Raw genomic sequence first — 17,882 nt, 5'->3', positions numbered from 1 at the left:
TTTATCCCTTTACGGAACTTCTCCTTTAGCATGCTTTTACTCCCTACATGGGTAGTCACAGGTTAATAAAAAAACTAAAGGATTATTTCAATGAACAGAAAAGTACTGGCTCTCGTAATTCCTGCCCTGCTGGCTGCAGGCGCTGCTCACGCTGCTGAAGTTTATAATAAAGACGGCAACAAATTAGATCTCTATGGCAAAGTAGACGGCCTGCATTATTTCTCTGATGACGCTAACAGTGATGGCGATCAGACTTATATGCGTATGGGCTTCAAAGGCGAAACTCAGGTTAACGATATGATCACCGGTTACGGCCAGTGGGAATATCAGGTTCAGGCTAACGGCACCGAAGGTGATAAAGGCGACTCCTGGACTCGTCTGGCATTCGCAGGTATTAAAGTCGGCGACTACGGCTCATTCGACTACGGCCGTAACTACGGCGTAATGTACGACGTTGAAGGCTGGACCGATATGCTGCCGGAATTCGGTGGCGACTCTTACACCAAAGCAGACAACTTCATGACCGGTCGTGCGAACGGCGTGGCGACCTACCGTAATACCGACTTCTTTGGTCTGGTTGACGGTCTGAACGTGGCGTTGCAGTACCAGGGCGCGAACGAAAATCAGTCACCAGAGCAGGAAGGCACCAATAACGGTGGCGACGATCGTAACATGAAGAACTCTAACGGTGACGGCTTCGGTATCTCCTCGACCTACGATTTGGGTATGGGTGTAAGCTTCGGTGCAGCATACACCTCTTCTGACCGTACTAACGAGCAGGTTAACGATTCTACCGCGGGCGGTGATAAAGCTGACGCGTGGACAGTCGGTCTGAAATACGACGCGAACAACATCTATCTGGCAACCATGTACTCCGAAACCCGCAACATGACCCCTTATGGTGGCTCAAACGGTAGTGATAATACGATTGCCAACAAAACTCAGAACTTTGAAGTGACTGCGCAATACCAGTTCGACTTCGGTCTGCGTCCGGAAGTTTCTTTCCTGATGTCTAAAGGTAAGGATCTGGGTGTAAACGGATCTGATGGCGACCAGGATCTGGTGAAATATGCATCCGTTGGCGCTACTTACTACTTCAACAAAAACTTCTCCACCTACGTTGATTACAAAATCAACCTGCTGGATGAAGATAAAAACTTCTACAGCCAAAACGACATCTCTACCGATGACGTAGTAGCACTGGGTATGGTTTACCAGTTCTAATCCGTCAGCCCGCTGGCAACAGCGGGCTCTCTTTATGTTCTAACAATTCTGTTTTATCCAGATCAAAACATTATATCTGTTGCGCTAAAACACATCTTTGATAGATGATATCTTGCATTAAGACCTGTAGTAGAGGATACCTGCAATGAATCATCATCCTGTAAAATCATCCCGTATTGCATCCGTCGGCTATGACGAATCCTCCCGCACGCTAGAAATTCGCTTTCACCAGTTGTCTACTCTGCAATATCAGCATGTCCCTGCTCGTATTTTTCGTGATTTCCTGAGCGTCGTTTCTAAAGGTCGATTTTACGATGGAGTAATAAAAGGAAAGTTTCCTGAAATAAAAATAAAGTGATGCCAAAATGTGATCTTTGTCATTGTACATAAAGTGCCATTACGCGGTAAGCTTTGGGTGGATACTTAAACAGGAGGTTTTATGAACAGAACGATTCTTGTACCCATCGATATTTCAGACTCAGAATTAACTCAACGTGTTATTGCCCATGTTGAAGCAGAGGCAAAAATTGACGATGCACAGGTTCATTTTTTGACCGTAATTCCGTCACTGCCCTATTATGCTTCCCTGGGATTGGCCTACTCGGCAGAGTTACCGGCCATGGAAGATCTGAAAGCCGAAGCAAAATCTCAACTGGAAGAGATTATCAAGAAGTTCAATATCCCAACGGACAGAGTGCACGTTCATGTCACAGAAGGTGCGCCAAAAGATAAGATTCTGGAGATGGCCAAAAAATTACCGGCTGATATGGTCATTATTGCCTCACATCGACCTGACATCACCACCTACCTGCTGGGGTCTAACGCCGCAGCCGTGGTGCGTCATGCGGAGTGTTCGGTACTGGTAGTCCGCTAAGCTGTCTGGCCCGCACATCGCTGCGGGCTTTTTGTTTCTACCTCTTATACCCCACGATTCCTGTCCTAAATGTGCTGACATTTTTCCCGCTTATCCGTACCATACACGCCACAGTTTTTATATCAGACTTCTTTTGCCGGACTATCCGGCGTGATGCATACTCTTCTGATGCCACACTATGAATTGAGCCTCTATTAAATGTCGCAAAATCAAGATATTAGCAAGAAAGAACAATACAACCTGAACAAATTGCAAAAACGTCTGCGCCGTAACGTGGGCGAAGCGATTGCCGACTTCAATATGATCGAAGACGGCGATCGCATTATGGTGTGCCTTTCCGGGGGGAAAGACAGCTATACCATGCTGGAGATCCTGCGTAATTTGCAGCAAAGCGCCCCGATCAGTTTTTCCTTAGTTGCGGTTAACCTCGATCAGAAACAACCAGGCTTCCCGGAGCATATTCTGCCGGAATATCTGGAACAACTGGGCGTGGAGTATAAGATTGTCGAAGAAAACACCTACGGGATCGTCAAAGATAAAATCCCTGAAGGCAAAACGACCTGCTCGCTCTGTTCTCGCCTGCGTCGCGGCATTCTGTACCGCACGGCAACTGAGTTAGGCATCACCAAGATTGCGCTCGGTCACCATCGCGACGACATCCTGCAAACGCTGTTCTTAAACATGTTCTACGGCGGGAAGATGAAAGGTATGCCGCCGAAGCTGATGAGCGATGACGGTAAACATATCGTTATCCGTCCGCTGGCTTACTGCCGTGAGAAAGATATCGAGCGTTTCTCCGAAGCGAAAGGTTTCCCGATTATTCCATGTAATCTGTGCGGCTCACAGCCTAACCTGCAGCGCCAGGTCATTGCCGATATGCTGCGCGACTGGGACAAACGCTATCCAGGGCGTATTGAAACCATGTTCAGCGCAATGCAGAACGTTGTACCTTCACATCTGAGCGATATCAATCTGTTCGATTTTAAAGGCATCAGGCACGGTTCAGAGGTTGTGGACGGCGGTGATTTAGCGTTCGATCGTGAAGAGATCCCGTTGCAGCCTGCGGGGTGGCAGCCAGAAGAAGATGATGCTCAACTGGATGAGCTGCGCCTGAACGTCGTGGAAGTGAAGTAAGTCGATAGTGCCGGATAAGCGGAGCGCCATCAGGCGCTCCGACGAGTGGTTATTTCAATAACCGAACCCGGCAAGTCTTGCCTTTTATCTTACCGTTTTGCAATTGCTTCCATGCCTTATGCGCTACAGTCTGGCGAACAGCGACATAGACATGCGCCGGATGAACGGCAATTTTGCCGATATCGGCGCCTTCCAGACCAATATCACCGGTCAGCGCGCCGAGAACATCGCCGGGACGCATTTTAGCCTTTTTACCGCCATCAATGCATAACGTCGCCATCTCAGCTTCCAGCGGCAGGATTGGGCCGTTAGCTGGGGCTGGCAGCCAGTTCAGCTTCAGTTGCAGCATTTCAGAAAGAATATTGGCCCGCTGCGCTTCTTCCGGTGCACAGAAGCTAATCGCCAGACCACTGTTGCCGGCACGCGCGGTACGTCCGATACGATGGACGTGGACTTCCGGATCCCACGCCAGTTCGAAGTTAACCACCAGCTCAAGTGATTTAATATCCAGACCACGCGCGGCCACATCGGTAGCAACCAGAATGCGCGCGCTGCCGTTGGCAAAACGTACCAGCGTCTGATCGCGATCGCGCTGCTCAAGATCGCCATGCAGTGAGAGCGCGCTTTGCCCCGCCGCATTCAGTGCGTCACACACGGCCTGACAATCTTTTTTGGTATTACAAAAAACTACGCATGATGCAGGTTGATGCTGACTGAGCAATTTTTGCAGCAGCGGAATTTTGCCGTGGCTGGAAGTTTCGAAAAACTGCTGCTCAATCGCCGGCAGCGCGTCAACGGTATCAATTTCGATCGTTAATGGATTTTGTTGCACCCGGCCACTAATGGCGGCAATGGCTTCCGGCCAGGTCGCAGAAAACAGTAAGGTCTGACGCGAAGCTGGCGCAAAGCGAATGACATCATCAATCGCATCGCTAAAGCCCATATCCAGCATGCGATCGGCTTCATCCATCACCAGCGTATTCAGGGCATCCAGAGAAACAGTGCCTTTTTGCAGATGGTCGAGTAAACGCCCCGGCGTGGCGACAATAATATGTGGCGCATGCTGCAGGGAGTCACGTTGTGCGCCAAAGGGCTGCCCACCGCACAACGTTAAGATCTTGGTGTTAGGCAGAAAGCGCGCTAAGCGACGCAGCTCACCCGCCACCTGGTCAGCAAGCTCGCGCGTTGGGCACAGCACCAGGGACTGCGTCTGAAACAGCGCGACATCAACATGCTGTAATAATCCAAGACCAAAAGCCGCCGTTTTGCCACTGCCGGTTTTAGCCTGCACGCGAACATCTTTCCCCGCCAGAATTGCCGGTAACGCAGCAGCCTGAACAGGCGTCATTTCAAGATAACCCAGCTCGTTAAGATTCTCGAGTTGGGCAGCAGGTAAAACATTCAGGGTTGAAAAAGCGGTCACAATTTAATCTCGCGGTAAAAACTCACAATCAGCAGGCGCGTATCCTCGCAGATCTGCGCCCGCGATGCGACAATTTAATCGGCTCTTCATCCGGTGGCGGATCCGGCATTGGCTGCGGACGAGGTATGGGATCGGGAATGGGAACCGGGTCGGTCGGTAGCGAATCAGTGTGCGGCGTTGCAATCAGACAGTTCATATACCCCTCCAGTTATGCAGGTTGGCTCTTTTAGGGTAGACGCTGATTTCCTGCAGGCAAAAAAAAGCCGACTAATCTAAGTCGGCGTCGTACGAATCAATTGTGCTATGCAGTAATTCAAAAAAGGAAGTAAGACAATATGGAGCGCAACGCCCATCGCTTGACGTTGCATTCACCTGCGAGAGAGATATTGCCCCGAATAGGTAGATGGTTTATTGACTTCGCTCAAAAACCAGGACGTTTTCATGCGCAAAAGTCACTAAAAAACGTTGTTGTTACAACCATTTACTACGATGCAACCATAAAGTAACACCACCAATCAGGACCACTAACAGAATACAAAAAAGTGAGAAGCCAAACTGCCAGCCACCGCCAGGGATACCGCCGAGGTTAACGCCAAACAGCCCGGTTAAAAATGTGCTGGGAAGAAAAACCATTGCCATCAATGACATTGTATACGTTCGGCGAGCCAGAGACTCCTGCATAACCTGCGCAATTTCATCCGCCATAATACCGGTCCTGGCAATACAGGCATCTATTTCATCCAGCCCTCTCCCTAGCCTGTCAGCGATATCCTGCATCCGCCGCCGATGGTCGTCGGTCATCCAGGAAAAACGTTCGCTCGCCAGCCGGGAATAGACATCGCGTTGAGGCGCCATATAGCGGCGCATCACAATTAACTGCTTACGCAGCAATGCAAGGAAACCACGCGGCGGAATCTGCTGATCGAGCAGGTTATCTTCCAGATCGATAATCTTATCGTGCAGTTGTTCGATAAACTCACTGGCATGATCGGTTAGTGCATCGCAAACATCCACCAGCCAACTACCACAATCAGCCGCTCCCGTGCCTTCCTGGAGATCGCTGACCACATCATCCAGCGCCAAGACTTTACGCTGACGCGTTGAGACAATCAGACGTTCATCCATATATAAGCGCATCGCAACCAGTTGGTCAGGTCGCTCGTCGGTGCTGCCGTTAATACAGCGCAGCGTAATCAACGTACCTTCCCCTACCCGGCTTACGCGTGGGCGCGTGCTTTCACCCGCCAGCGCATCACGCACGTTATTGGGAAGTAAAGGCGTTGTCGCCAGCCATTGCGCGCTTTCAGGATGGGTATAATTAAGATGCAGCCAGCAGGGATGTTGACTGTCGATAACATCGTTATCTTCCAGTGGTTTCACCCCACCACGGCCATCCAACAGCCAGGCAAACACGGCATCCGGCACATTAACATCCGTTCCCTTAATGGCTTCCACAGCGCCTCCACAAACATTCAGCTTTTTTCGTTAGTCTAGCTGTCAGAATATGTTAAGCAATATCTCATTGTCCCATTGTGCTGAAATGATTCATAAAAAGTATCTGATAATAAGAAAAGCGCCGACGAATGCGGCGCTGGTTACGAGATGCCCCTCTCAGGCCCGCTGGCGTCTCTCTGATTCAAGCGTATGACTTAAGCGAAATTTATGCGTTCGCGATTGAAGGTCAATCACCTGGTTTTTCAGGATACCTGAGGAGTCAGAAAGCTCATCAACCATAATGGCATTACTTTGAGTGACGTTCTCCAGTTCGGCCAGAGCATGGGTAATTCTGATAATCCCTTTCTCCTGCTCCTGCGTAGTGGTTAATATCTCGCCCATCAGTTGGTTTAATTGCCCTGCCCCCCCGACAATATCATGCATGTTTTTTTCAGCTTCACGCACAATAGCAGCGCCTTGCTGAACATTTTGATGGGTTTGGGCAATCAGTTGCTTAATATTCTTAGCGGCATCTGCACTGCGGTGTGCAAGCATTCTTACCTCACCGGCCACCACAGAAAAACCTTTGCCATGTTCACCGGCCCTTGCAGCTTCCACAGCAGCATTCAATGCCAGAATATTTGTCTGGAATGCAATACCATCTATCAGCGTAATAATTTCTGTCATTTGCTGTGCGCATTCGGTGATTGAACGCATATTTGTCGCAACCTGCACCATTAATTCGCCACCCTGACGGGCGCATTGCGTGGCAATTGTTGCCTGGGCGCTGGCTATTTGCGTGTTATCAGCATTATTCCGTGTATTAACCGCTATTTCATCCATGTTGGCAGCCGTCTGCATTAATGCTCCGGATTGCTGTTCTGTTTTCACTGAAAGCTCGGCGCTGCGTTCCGCCAGCTGTTCAGAAAGCGCCATCGCCGTTTGCGAGGATGTTCTGATCTCATTAACGAGTGCTGAAATATTACTTGATAAACTATTGATGCCAGGAATTAGTCTACCCGCACAGTTATTACCAAATTCTGGAATACTGATTGCCAGATTCCCGGATGTTACTTCTTCAATGCTTCTTTTAACCGTATTAATCGGCATGACCAGATATTTCGTCATGTACCACCACAAACATAATATAGAAATAATGCTTACCGCATTAGTACCAATAATAATTTCTGGGGTAGCCGAAAAAATCATTTCAACAACATTGAGCGCAACCGCCGTAATGAGCAGAAATAAAATAATAAAGGTTCTGACGCTAATATCATTTAACATTTTAACCCTGTGCACCAAGAAATAACGTAGATGTTATTTTTATAGCATCTGCAATACAGATTTCCATTGCTCTGTGACGAAAGCTGAACTTTCAATGAGAGCCAGAAGACCTTTTACTTAAGTCAATAAATTACACTAGTCATTCATAATAGGTCAGCACTTTATCCCGCCAATGGCTGTAATGTTCCCCACCATCAGATTATTGTGATGGCGAGCACGTGACGAGCATAAAACACACAGAAACATAATTTTTATGAATGTTTATATAAGTAATGGCTTGTCATTTTCAATATCTTGCCCTTCGCTCTAATACTCATTGCAAAAACACAAGAACATTCCTGGTTTTATCAGGTTAACTGGACAAAACCTGCTAGATTTATCATCACGGCTTTTTTTCGATAGGTAGTAAGATGTTGCACGTGTCGTGGGACCCTGTATTGATTGGGATTTCCTTTGTTGTCGCATTTATTGCCTCCTTTATTGCCCTCGACAGCGCGGGTAAGGTAGCAATCTCCAGCAAACGTGAATCTACCTTCTGGCGGCTATCTGGCGGCGCTACGCTGGGTATGGGGATCTGGTCGATGCATTTTATCGGTATGCTGGCCATGAAAATGACTATGCCGATCAATTATCACCTATCACTCACCGCGTTTTCGTTCTTTATTGCGCTCATTTCTGCAACCCTCGCCATCAATATCGCTATTTCCGGTAATACGCTATCAACAAAACGACTGGTCATTGCCACCAGCATATTGAGTGCCGGCGTTGTCACGATGCACTACGTTGGCATGTATGCCATTATCGAACATGTGGCCATCTCATGGGATCTCTCGCTGATTTTGCTCTCTGTAATTATTGCCGTCGTTGCGTCTGGCGTAGGTTTATGGCTGGCCTTCCATTTACGCCAAAACACCCGTCGCGTGCTGATTAACCGACTTATTGCTGCCCTTATTATGGCGCTGGCAATTGCTTCTATGCATTACACCGGTATGGGAGCGGCAACGTTCACCCATTTTGGACACACTGCGCACGATGGGCTCAGTACGCTGGAACTCTCTGTCTGGGTCTGCGCCGTCACGCTGATTATTTTGGGTATCATGCTGGTCGTCTCGATGGTGGATTCACAACTGCGCACTTCCCGACTGGCTGACAACCTGTATCAGTTGAACTGCCAGCTTGAACATCAGGTCCACTTCGACGCGCTGACTGGACTTGCTAATCGAACGCAAATAGATACCCGCTTACAGGCCTGCCTGCGGCATTCCAAATTGCATCAACAGCATTTCGCGTTGGTATTTATCGACCTCGATCGTTTTAAAGTCGTTAACGATACCTGGGGGCATCACATCGGTGATCAACTGCTGATTGCCAGTACACAGCGTATCTACAGTTGCCTTGATGATTCAATGACGCTGGCAAGACTGGGGGGAGATGAATTTATCTTGCTGGTTCCAGACTGCAACCCGCAGGCTATCTCCGCCTTGCTTACGCGAATTTCAGATGCGATCGGTGACCCCTTTACCTTATTCGGTCATACGATTCGGGTTTCGTTAAGTGCGGGGAGCAGTATTTATCCCGAACATGGTTCGACTCTGCATGAGCTAAAAGTGAAGGCCGATATGGCGATGTATCATGTCAAACAGGCGGGCAGAAACGGCTGGGCTATTTATAGTCCCCAGATGGAAGCTATCGCTGATACGCCGCCGACATTTCTACAGGAACTTTCACAAGCGCTTGAACGCAACCAGTTTGAGCTATGGTATCAGCCTAAATATACCGCCGGAGATCATTCCCTGACTGGTTTTGAGGCGTTATTACGCTGGCATCATCCGGAGCGCGGCATGCTGCTACCGGCTGAATTTCTGCCTGCGCTGGAAGAAACGGGCCTGATTATTCCCGTCGGCAAATGGGTTATCCAACAGGCATGTTTGCAGTTGCATCAGTGGACATTACAAGGGAATACAGAATGGACGCTCGCCGTTAACCTCTCACCCGCCCAGTTTGAACAGCATGATATTATTGATGTTGTTTGCAACGCCCTGGCGCAATACCAACTTTCACCGGCCTGTCTCACGCTGGAGCTCACGGAGAGCACTGCACTTAAAAATTTAAAACGCAGTATTGAAATCCTGAATGCTTTTTCGGCTTTGGGGATCACCGTTTCTATTGATGATTTCGGCACTGGTTATTCAAATATATTGATGTTGAAGTCACTGCCGGCACGGGAATTAAAAATCGACAGGATATTTGTCAAAGATATTAGCGAGAACAGTAAAAATACAAAAATTGTGTCTACCATTATTGACATAGCTCACTCCATGAATATGCGCGTGGTGGCTGAAGGAATAGAAACCCAGGAGCAGGAAATACTTCTTACCCAGATGGGGTGTAGCATGCTGCAAGGTTTCCTGTTTGCAAAACCGCTGCCAGCGCATAAGATTCATGAACTGATCCAATCAGAAAACAGCATCAAACAAAAGCCAGTCGTACAACCCTTGTCTCACCGACAATCAATAACTTTGTGAGACTGTAATATCTAAAATATTCGCCATTAAACGGGCAACACAGCAGATAAAGATAACGGGATTATCGATGAGCACAACCGAGCTGCATTCACTGGATTTGTTAACCTTTCCGGTGTGGATTGTTTCGCCACAAACCGAAGAACTGGTGTTCGCTAATATCGTTGCACGTGAGTTAATGCGGGATCTCTGTTTTTCCCCACTGCGCAAGGGCATATTCTCAACGCATTCTCAAAATGATTTAACCATGTATCTCAGTGACTTGAGCAATCATCATCACGTTGTTGAGATCCTCACGGTTTACCGCGATGGTGAGGAAATCGCGTTGGCCAGCCGCCTGTCCATTAAATCTCTGCCGGGCGTGGGGGATGTTATCCTTTTCGAAGGCATTGAAACGCCTACTGCGCAAGGTCTGAAAGCCAGCCGTTCAGCAACTTATCAACGAAAAAAACAGGGCTTTTATGCGCGTTTTTTCCAGACAAACTCCGCGCCAATGTTACTGATTGATCCGTCCCGCGATGGCCTGATCGTTGATGCAAACCTCAGTGCCCTGAATTTTTATGGTTACAAGCTTGATGTGATGTGCCAGAAACATACCTGGGAGATCAACATGCTGGGCCGCCATATATTGCCGGTGATGCATGAAATCGCCCATCTGCCCGGCGGCCATAAGCCTTTGCACTTTGTCCATAAACTGGCAGACGGCACCTCACGTCATGTGCAAACCTACGCCGGACCGATTGAAATTTACGGTAATAAACTCATGTTGTGCATTATTCATGACATTACCGAACAAAAACGGCTGGAACAGGAACTTGAGCATGCCGCTCTGCGTGACCCTTTAACGGGATTACTTAATCGCCGACATTTTTATCAGGTAACCGAGCCGGAGCAGACGCATGCGGTGTCATTGACGCAGGACTACAGCCTGTTGTTGATCGACACCGATCGTTTTAAAAGCATTAACGATCTCTTCGGTCATTTAAAAGGCGATGAAGTGCTTTGCGCTCTGGCCCGCACACTGGAATCCTGTGCACGAAAAGACGATCTTATTTTTCGCTGGGGTGGTGAAGAATTTGTGCTGCTGCTACCGCGAACCTCGCTGGATGTCGCCCTCAATCTTGCAGAAGTGATCCGCGCGACGGTAGCCAAGGTTACTCTCCCTGGTCTTCCCCGCTTTACCGTCAGCATTGGCGTTGCGCGGCACGAAACGAACGAAAGTATTGATGAATTATTCAAACGCGTGGACGACGCGTTGTACAAAGCCAAGCACGAAGGCAGGAACAGAGTATTGGCCGCCTGATGAATACGTGGCTCAACGGCTGCGCTTAGCGTGACGCTCCCAGTTTTCCTGTTTTGCCTGCGCGGTTTTACGTAATGCCACATAGCATGCCCCGCTGCCGCCGTGATGCGGCAAAGCGGCGCAGTAGGCCTGGACGTCATCAAATTCTGTCAGCCAGCGCGCCACATAGCTGCGAACAATATTGGCATGAGCGTTATCGTCACGCCCCTTACCGTGTATCACCAGCACGTTACGTAATCCATCTTGCTGTGCCTGTAGAATAAAACTGAATAGCATCTGGCGGCATGTTTCTACGGGCTGGCGGATGAGATTAAGGCTCGCCTGCTGCGGATATTTTCCGGTTCGCAGTTTGTCAGTCACGCCGTGCTGTAAACCTTCGCGACGAAACTCCAGCGGCTCGTTCAACGGGATAATATCGAGAAACCCCGTCGTGAGAAAGTTATCCAGTTGAAGCGTATCGATACGCGCCGGAGTGCGGATATTACGCGTTGGCTGCCAATGTACATCGGCGCAGCCCTTCAGCGGTTGGACATCCCCCATAGCATCCAGAAACAGCGAAGCATCATCAAGATTCATGTTTCTTCCTCCAGCGAATTACGACGAGCATTATCATAACCGCGCACTATTATACCGACAACGGTTTACGATTATTTCCAATAATTCACCCGGCTCGCTCCGCTGAAAAGATCTACTAACGACATACAGATATCCGTTTTTAGGGGTATAGCTGCGACTGTCGCTGGCGTGATAATGTGTAACCTCGCCTGAACGCTGTAATGAGAGAAACGGATGCTGAACTTACTGGAAGATACCATCGACACGCCGCTGGGCCCGCTGTGGGTTATTTGTGATGAGCAATTTCGCCTGCGCGCGGTGGAATGGGATCAGCACCGCGATCGCATGGAACAATTGCTGGATATTCATTACCGCACAGAAGGTTATCAGCGTATTACAGCTAAAAACCCAGGCGGATTAAGCGATAAACTGTCGGAGTATTTTGCCGGGAATCTCAGCATTATTGACACGCTGGAAACGGCAACGGCTGGCACGCCTTTCCAGCGTGAAGTCTGGCAAGCATTACGCACTATCCCGTGTGGGCAGGTCATGCACTATGGTCAACTGGCCGAACAGTTAGGGCGCGCCGGTGCTGCAAGAGCCGTCGGTGCGGCCAATGGCGCCAACCCGGTAAGCATTGTGGTCCCCTGCCATCGCGTCATTGGGCGTAACGGCACCATGACTGGATATGCTGGCGGGGTACAGCGAAAAGAGTGGTTATTGCGTCACGAAGGCTATTTGCTACTCTAGATTCCAGGCAATTAATGCCTTATTCGTCACACTTTCGCATAATGTGACCACAAATTTAATGCGGTTAATCAAGGAGATACAAACATTCATTCCGGTTATACCTGAATTATTCTCTATTGGGAGTAGCTCAGGCTTACGTGCTCACCAAAAAGATGTTAAAATTGACAAATATCAATTACGGCTTGAGCAGACCTATGATCCCGGAAAAGCGAATTATACGGCGCATTCAGTCTGGCGGTTGTGCTATCCATTGCCAGGATTGCAGCATCAGCCAGCTTTGCATCCCGTTCACACTTAACGAGCATGAGCTTGACCAGCTCGATAACATCATCGAGCGCAAAAAGCCTATCCAAAAGGGGCAAACGCTCTTTAAAGCAGGTGATGAACTTAAATCACTCTACGCTATCCGCTCCGGAACGATTAAAAGCTATACCATTACCGAACAAGGCGATGAGCAAATTACCGGCTTCCATCTGGCGGGTGATCTGGTCGGTTTTGACGCGATTGGCAGCGGACATCACCCGAGCTTTGCCCAGGCGCTGGAAACCTCAATGGTTTGCGAAATTCCTTTCGAAACCCTTGATGACCTGTCCGGAAAAATGCCGAATCTGCGTCAGCAGATGATGCGTCTGATGAGTGGCGAAATCAAAGGCGACCAGGATATGATCCTGCTGTTGTCGAAGAAAAATGCAGAAGAGCGCCTGGCGGCCTTTATCTACAACTTGTCTCGCCGCTTTGCCCAGCGCGGATTCTCGCCTCGTGAGTTCCGTCTGACCATGACCCGCGGCGACATCGGTAACTACCTGGGTCTGACGGTTGAAACCATCAGCCGCCTGTTGGGTCGTTTCCAGAAAAGCGGCATGCTGGCAGTGAAAGGCAAATACATAACTATTGAGAATAGCGACGCGCTGGCAGTTCTTGCTGGCCACACGCGTAACGTTGCGTAATCTTTCCGCAAGCATTTCTGTTATCCTTCTGTCAAATCGCTAAATTTTCCCGATTTATTGATCTGGCAGAAGGTTTTCTCCTGTTTCAATGATTTACCTGTATTTCATACACATACAGAACAGTGGGTTCTGACAATAGCGGCTATTTTTTTGCCCCAAAACCTGCCCCTGAGACCCAAATTTGCCCTAACAATCCCTCTCAGCTATCTGTTATGGCCATCCCAATGGCATAACGTACTTAACATCCATTTAGAAATTCATCAATTACGAAAGCCATGGATTCAATTTACTTTACGGGCTTTTCTGAAAATCCCGCAGATTGGGTTTAACGATCAAGCTCGAAAGTTGATGGTTAACTAAGGGATTTTCGGAATAAATATCCTCCGGCATAGCCGGAGGTTTTTCGGATGCGCCTATAAGGCTCTGTTACCAGCCGCGCCCTAACAGGCGCATACGATCTGACATTTGCATCAGACTTCGTTACTTACGGCCCGTAAACGGGCTACCCGGATAAGCGATCGATAACTGCTCACCCATTTTATCTTCTGCAAGCTGGTGCTTTATGTATTCCTGTATCTTCACCGTGTTCTTACCCACCGTATCTACGTAGTATCCCCGGCACCAGAACTCTCTATTCCTGTACTTGAATTTCATATCCCCAAACTGTTCATACAGCATCAGACTGCTTTTCCCTTTCAGATACCCCATAAAGCCGGATACGCTCATTTTGGGTGGGATTTCCACAAGCATATGGATATGATCCGCACGTTTTTCCACTCACACAGCTTTCTTAAGATGCTGTCTATCGCCCTGCGTTTCTCACCGTAGAATGCTTGTCTCCGGTATTTGGGCGCAAAAACTATGTGATATTTACAGTTCCATCGGGTGTGCGCTAAGCTCTTTTCGTCCCCCATTGGGACCCCCTTTTGATTTCTTGTTAAACATTTGCAGTTGCCAGACCGCAATGTGTTTTAACAAATCAAAAGGGGTTTTAATAACTGGCCCAAAGCTGAAAGCTTTCCGGAACCCCCAGCCTAGCTGGGGGTTTTCTGTGCACAAGAAAAAGCCCACCACGCAGGTAGGCTTAATTGGTTAAGACACGTCTAACTAGCTAAGATTTCTGGTATTACACGGTATTCTTCCAGAACACCATCGTTACTCTCACCCATATTCGGTGGAGTATCAGTTACCTGAACTGATACTTCAAACGCAGCATCAATTGTATATTGAGCAGTACCAACAAACTGAACTTTCTTTTCAGCCGGTATTAATTTAAATTTTGGGTATTCACTAACCTTGCTCATTTCATCAATAATATTATAAATCGAGCCATTTTTAGATATTTTTTCGCCTTTCCAGTTAACACCACTCGATCTGTATGCACCTTCAGTTTTAACTAATAAATCAACTGCACCCACTGCATTCCCTTTGACTAAATAACAAGATATATAACGAACACTTCGGGGCGGGACAGTAATAGATTGTCCCGGTAATTTATATCTCAGTGTCTCAGAACCTGACCGGGTTTTTGCTTCAGAATGGCTAAACTCAAGATGAAATTCCACTCTAATTTCAGAACGAAACCACCTTGGCCCTATGCAAGCCTTATACTCTAACTCCCCGCCAAAAGTTCTTGTGTCTGTGGCTGTAGTTGACCATGAGCTAGTAATTTCCTTCTCAAACTCTCCTGAAGTCAGTACTTGAGGTTCATTTGTATCATTCCGAAGAGTTGCACAGCCCATCAGTTCCATTTTGCCATTTGTAATTTCCGGCCTTCCCTTTTCCTGAACTGATAAGTCATTCACACCTATTGGGCGTATTTGTGCCATAAACGAGTCTTCATTTGTCATTCCGACTTCGCGCCTGTAAGAGTCATAAACAACTTTATATACCGGATACACCCATGATTTTTTATCTAGCATATTACTCCCTCCATGCACCAAGAAATTTCATTTATTAACGCATTGCCATCATTATTAATACTCTCACTACAATATTGAATATTGACAAATATCAACAAAAATATTTTATATTAAAAATGAATCATTAAAATCACACTCATTATAATTATGGATATATTATCTATTGCGACATAGGTGAATAATCCGCCCAGCGCAGTTATCCTGAAATGGTCGATGCTTTATTAGCATAGTGCTGTAAATAATTTCTTTCATATCTGGCACTCTGAGTGACAGTAATAGTTGGGAATAAAAATAAGCAGAAAACATACAATATGAATGAAAAAGCCTCAGCAGAGGAGTCGGGGCTAATGGAGTATGGTGCCGGGTGCCTCCCGGTGAGTCTTTAGACAGCCTCCGTGACTCGTACTTTGTTGAACCATGTAAACAAAGGCACTCAGTAAGTTAGCTGTACGAAGCGGATAACAACGTTCAAAGAGTTATACGATCTATTTACTGAAATCTATTTACTGAATCTAAGGCGCTTGAGGTATCCGCAGCATCCTTCATCACCATAAAATCCGGCATTAATACCCTTCAGGGGCTCGTGGGTGGCAGTACCCTCATAGAGAACATTCAGCATGCATCACAGAAAGCACGGGAAAACTGAGCAGCAGGCAATCAGGTTTGTTTTTGTCCCAAGATCTAACTCCAAAAAAGAACGGCTATTTTTGTAAAGCATCGATTTCTTATGGATGGCGCCGTGGCATCAGGCTCGCTCATAGATGAAACCGGCACGCCTATCAGTCCCGACACACTTATGCCTGCTGCGAACTCTCCGCTGGGGCAAATCCTTCGTTTATTGCCAGTCAGATGGGACACGAAGATGCGCGTATGGTTTACGAAGTCTATTCAAAATGGATTGGTGATATGAACCAGGATCAGATCAGTATGCTAAATAACCGCATGCCGACAGCGTTGCCCCCAGGGGTTCCCAAAGGGGCACAAATAATGAGAAAAGTCGTTTAGTTTTAGCGAGATGTGAACGAAATCTATAGATTTTCCCGATTTATTGATCTGGCAGGAGGTTCTCCCCTGTTTCAATCCACATTATTGGGTTACTCTTTTAATTACAAACTGCGATGACAGTTGTAAGGAGACCCTGTATGGCTATGTATAAAAATATGCTGGTCGTCATCGATCCAAACCAGGACGATCAACCAGCATTACGGCGAGCTGTTTATTTGCATCAACGGATTGGTGGCAAAATTAAAGCCTTTTTGCCAATCTATGACTTTTCCTACGAGATGACTACCCTGCTGTCGCCCGATGAGCGTACGGCAATGCGTCAGGGGGTCATCAGCCAGCGAACAGCATGGATCCGTGAACAAGCAAAATACTACATCGAAGCAGGGATCCCTCTTGAAATTAAAGTGGTATGGCATAACCGTCCCTTTGAAGCCATCATCCAGGAAGTCATTAGCGCTCAGCATGACCTGGTCCTCAAAATGGCACACCAACACGACCGCCTCGAAGCCGTAATTTTCACGCCTACCGACTGGCATTTATTGCGCAAATGTCCAAGCCCGGTATGGATGGTTAAAGACCAGCCATGGCCTGAAGAGGGTAAAGCGCTGGTTGCGGTGAACCTCGCCAGTGAAGAGCCTTATCACAACGCGCTCAATGAAAAACTGGTCAAAGAGACGCTGCAACTGGCAGAACAGGTTAACCATACTGAAGTGCATCTGGTTGGCGCCTACCCTGTTACGCCAATCAATATCGCAATTGAACTACCTGAGTTTGACCCCAGCGTTTATAACGACGCGATCCGTGGACAGCATCTGCTGGCCATGAAGGCGTTGCGCCAGAAATTCAGTATCGATGAGAAAGTGACGCACGTTGAAAAAGGATTACCTGAAGAGGTCATTCCTGATTTAGCCGAGCACTTGCAGGCGGGTATTGTGGTACTGGGTACCGTCGGTCGTACCGGTATTTCTGCCGCGTTTCTTGGTAACACCGCTGAACAGGTTATCGATCACCTACGCTGCGACCTGCTGGTCATCAAGCCGGATGAATATCAGACGCCAGTTGAACTGGATGATGAAGAAGACGATTAACCACACAACTCAATGCCGGATGGCGATCTCATCCGGCATAACAAACGCTTAGTGTTGCTCCTCGCCGCCGAGGAAATAGATTCCCAGCGGGATAGCCAACAGAATCGTAAACACCATGCTGTAGACACAAATCATTGCCGATTGAATGGCGTACATTGAAGCGGTCCAGTCGGATAGCGGAATGTCATACTGTTCAATCACACCACCGATCGTCGCTCGCGTCACGACCGACGCTGCGATAATAAACACCCCAAGCAGGCACAACAGAAACTTCCGTCCCTTCGCTGTCTTCAGCTTAGCCATGATCATAGTACTGTCCTTTTGCAGATGAAAACCTTGTTACTTTGCGCTAACAATACCATGACATCAACTGACTGTCTGCTACATAAACCGCTTTCAGGGTCGATACCAGCG

General features: G+C 47.9%; 16 protein-coding genes and 2 pseudogenes. 10 read left to right on the top strand and 8 right to left on the bottom strand.

The window, feature by feature from the left end; genetic code table 11:
- The first annotated feature begins 90 nt into the window (after positions 1-90).
- The 4 genes from ompC (at position 91) to ttcA (ending at position 3,232) form a co-directional block, all read left to right on the top strand.
- Entirely contained in the window at positions 91-1,224 is a 1,134-nt protein-coding gene (gene ompC / locus GFC06_RS15430) for a porin OmpC (protein ID WP_016156616.1), read from the top strand.
- Between the two features lie 145 nt (positions 1,225-1,369).
- Positions 1,370-1,582 carry a KTSC domain-containing protein gene (locus tag GFC06_RS15425; RefSeq protein ID WP_016153189.1) on the top strand — a complete coding sequence of 71 codons (213 nt, stop codon included), beginning with the start codon at positions 1,370-1,372 and terminating at the stop codon, positions 1,580-1,582.
- A gap of 81 nt (positions 1,583-1,663) precedes the next feature.
- Positions 1,664-2,098: a universal stress protein UspF gene (uspF, locus tag GFC06_RS15420; RefSeq protein WP_016153190.1), complete on the top strand. Its 435-nt coding sequence runs from the start codon at positions 1,664-1,666 to the stop codon at positions 2,096-2,098.
- A 198-nt stretch (positions 2,099-2,296) separates the two neighbouring features.
- Positions 2,297-3,232 carry a tRNA 2-thiocytidine(32) synthetase TtcA gene (ttcA, locus tag GFC06_RS15415; protein WP_153690332.1) on the top strand — a complete coding sequence of 312 codons (936 nt, stop codon included), beginning with the start codon at positions 2,297-2,299 and terminating at the stop codon, positions 3,230-3,232.
- Positions 3,233-3,281: 49 nt separating this feature from the next.
- Here the strand turns inward: ttcA and dbpA are convergent, their stop codons facing one another.
- The 4 genes from dbpA to GFC06_RS15395 form a co-directional block, all read right to left on the bottom strand.
- On the bottom strand, positions 3,282-4,655 hold the full coding sequence (gene dbpA, locus GFC06_RS15410; RefSeq protein ID WP_104652046.1) for an ATP-dependent RNA helicase DbpA: 1,374 nt from the start codon (positions 4,653-4,655) through the stop codon (positions 3,282-3,284).
- Between the two features lie 28 nt (positions 4,656-4,683).
- Positions 4,684-4,851 (bottom strand): proline-rich small protein YnaL, encoded by a 168-nt coding sequence (gene ynaL, locus GFC06_RS15405; RefSeq protein WP_016153197.1) that lies wholly within the window; start codon positions 4,849-4,851, stop codon positions 4,684-4,686.
- Between the two features lie 275 nt (positions 4,852-5,126).
- Positions 5,127-6,110, bottom strand: a complete 984-nt coding sequence (gene zntB / locus GFC06_RS15400) for a zinc transporter ZntB (protein WP_016153198.1) — start codon at positions 6,108-6,110, stop codon at positions 5,127-5,129.
- A gap of 156 nt (positions 6,111-6,266) precedes the next feature.
- On the bottom strand, positions 6,267-7,376 hold the full coding sequence (locus GFC06_RS15395; RefSeq protein WP_153690331.1) for a methyl-accepting chemotaxis protein: 1,110 nt from the start codon (positions 7,374-7,376) through the stop codon (positions 6,267-6,269).
- A gap of 410 nt (positions 7,377-7,786) precedes the next feature.
- Between GFC06_RS15395 and GFC06_RS15390 the strand changes: the two genes are divergently transcribed.
- Together GFC06_RS15390 and GFC06_RS15385 are read left to right on the top strand one after the other, a co-directional pair.
- Positions 7,787-9,901 carry a putative bifunctional diguanylate cyclase/phosphodiesterase gene (locus GFC06_RS15390; RefSeq protein WP_153690330.1) on the top strand — a complete coding sequence of 705 codons (2,115 nt, stop codon included), beginning with the start codon at positions 7,787-7,789 and terminating at the stop codon, positions 9,899-9,901.
- A gap of 67 nt (positions 9,902-9,968) precedes the next feature.
- Positions 9,969-11,201, top strand: a complete 1,233-nt coding sequence (locus tag GFC06_RS15385) for a GGDEF domain-containing protein (protein ID WP_153690329.1) — start codon at positions 9,969-9,971, stop codon at positions 11,199-11,201.
- A gap of 12 nt (positions 11,202-11,213) precedes the next feature.
- Here GFC06_RS15385 and smrA read toward each other — a convergent pair whose 3' ends face one another.
- Positions 11,214-11,777 carry a DNA endonuclease SmrA gene (smrA, locus tag GFC06_RS15380; protein ID WP_016153202.1) on the bottom strand — a complete coding sequence of 188 codons (564 nt, stop codon included), beginning with the start codon at positions 11,775-11,777 and terminating at the stop codon, positions 11,214-11,216.
- 213 nt (positions 11,778-11,990) lie between these two features.
- On the opposite strand from smrA, the gene ogt reads away from it, so the two are divergent.
- Both ogt and fnr read left to right on the top strand, forming a co-directional pair.
- On the top strand, positions 11,991-12,506 hold the full coding sequence (gene ogt / locus GFC06_RS15375; protein ID WP_016153203.1) for a methylated-DNA--[protein]-cysteine S-methyltransferase: 516 nt from the start codon (positions 11,991-11,993) through the stop codon (positions 12,504-12,506).
- 194 nt (positions 12,507-12,700) lie between these two features.
- A complete protein-coding gene (gene fnr, locus GFC06_RS15370; RefSeq protein ID WP_003020397.1) occupies positions 12,701-13,453 on the top strand; it encodes a fumarate/nitrate reduction transcriptional regulator Fnr in 753 nt (250 codons plus the stop codon).
- 480 nt (positions 13,454-13,933) lie between these two features.
- On the opposite strand, the pseudogene tnpA reads toward fnr, so the two are convergent.
- Together tnpA and GFC06_RS15360 are read right to left on the bottom strand one after the other, a co-directional pair.
- Positions 13,934-14,367 (bottom strand): annotated as a pseudogene (gene tnpA, locus GFC06_RS15365) (IS200/IS605 family transposase).
- Positions 14,368-14,556: 189 nt separating this feature from the next.
- Positions 14,557-15,375: an ETX/MTX2 family pore-forming toxin gene (locus GFC06_RS15360; protein ID WP_153690328.1), complete on the bottom strand. Its 819-nt coding sequence runs from the start codon at positions 15,373-15,375 to the stop codon at positions 14,557-14,559.
- A 620-nt stretch (positions 15,376-15,995) separates the two neighbouring features.
- On the opposite strand from GFC06_RS15360, the pseudogene GFC06_RS23405 reads away from it, so the two are divergent.
- Positions 15,996-16,380: pseudogene (locus GFC06_RS23405) on the top strand (site-specific integrase); the annotation flags it as partial.
- A gap of 137 nt (positions 16,381-16,517) precedes the next feature.
- The gene (gene uspE / locus GFC06_RS15355) at positions 16,518-17,468 is read left to right on the top strand and encodes a universal stress protein UspE (protein ID WP_016153204.1); all 951 of its coding nucleotides are present in this window, start codon (positions 16,518-16,520) and stop codon (positions 17,466-17,468) included.
- 48 nt (positions 17,469-17,516) lie between these two features.
- Here the strand turns inward: uspE and GFC06_RS15350 are convergent, their stop codons facing one another.
- Positions 17,517-17,777 carry a DUF2534 family protein gene (locus GFC06_RS15350; RefSeq protein ID WP_003020403.1) on the bottom strand — a complete coding sequence of 87 codons (261 nt, stop codon included), beginning with the start codon at positions 17,775-17,777 and terminating at the stop codon, positions 17,517-17,519.
- Positions 17,778-17,882: the final 105 nt, after the last annotated feature.

Origin of the sequence: Citrobacter braakii (genome assembly GCF_009648935.1) — a bacterium.
GTDB classification, from domain to species: Bacteria; Pseudomonadota; Gammaproteobacteria; order Enterobacterales; family Enterobacteriaceae; genus Citrobacter; species Citrobacter braakii.
The sequence above is the reverse complement of the archived record's forward strand: the minus strand, read 5'-3'. Positions and strand labels throughout refer to the sequence as shown.

What these genes read in the sequence shown, in the direction of transcription:
- GFC06_RS15385 (WP_153690329.1), top strand. Translation starts at nt 9,969, where the DNA reads ATGAGCACAACCGAGCTGCATTCACTGGATTTGTTAACCTTTCCGGTG.
- GFC06_RS15360 (WP_153690328.1), bottom strand. Translation starts at nt 15,375, where the DNA reads ATGCTAGATAAAAAATCATGGGTGTATCCGGTATATAAAGTTGTTTAT.
- GFC06_RS15425 (WP_016153189.1), top strand. Translation starts at nt 1,370, where the DNA reads ATGAATCATCATCCTGTAAAATCATCCCGTATTGCATCCGTCGGCTAT.
- GFC06_RS15395 (WP_153690331.1), bottom strand. Translation starts at nt 7,376, where the DNA reads ATGTTAAATGATATTAGCGTCAGAACCTTTATTATTTTATTTCTGCTC.
- uspE (WP_016153204.1), top strand. Translation starts at nt 16,518, where the DNA reads ATGGCTATGTATAAAAATATGCTGGTCGTCATCGATCCAAACCAGGAC.
- uspF (WP_016153190.1), top strand. Translation starts at nt 1,664, where the DNA reads ATGAACAGAACGATTCTTGTACCCATCGATATTTCAGACTCAGAATTA.
- GFC06_RS15350 (WP_003020403.1), bottom strand. Translation starts at nt 17,777, where the DNA reads ATGATCATGGCTAAGCTGAAGACAGCGAAGGGACGGAAGTTTCTGTTG.
- ynaL (WP_016153197.1), bottom strand. Translation starts at nt 4,851, where the DNA reads ATGAACTGTCTGATTGCAACGCCGCACACTGATTCGCTACCGACCGAC.
- smrA (WP_016153202.1), bottom strand. Translation starts at nt 11,777, where the DNA reads ATGAATCTTGATGATGCTTCGCTGTTTCTGGATGCTATGGGGGATGTC.
- ogt (WP_016153203.1), top strand. Translation starts at nt 11,991, where the DNA reads ATGCTGAACTTACTGGAAGATACCATCGACACGCCGCTGGGCCCGCTG.
- GFC06_RS15390 (WP_153690330.1), top strand. Translation starts at nt 7,787, where the DNA reads ATGTTGCACGTGTCGTGGGACCCTGTATTGATTGGGATTTCCTTTGTT.
- ompC (WP_016156616.1), top strand. Translation starts at nt 91, where the DNA reads ATGAACAGAAAAGTACTGGCTCTCGTAATTCCTGCCCTGCTGGCTGCA.
- fnr (WP_003020397.1), top strand. Translation starts at nt 12,701, where the DNA reads ATGATCCCGGAAAAGCGAATTATACGGCGCATTCAGTCTGGCGGTTGT.
- ttcA (WP_153690332.1), top strand. Translation starts at nt 2,297, where the DNA reads ATGTCGCAAAATCAAGATATTAGCAAGAAAGAACAATACAACCTGAAC.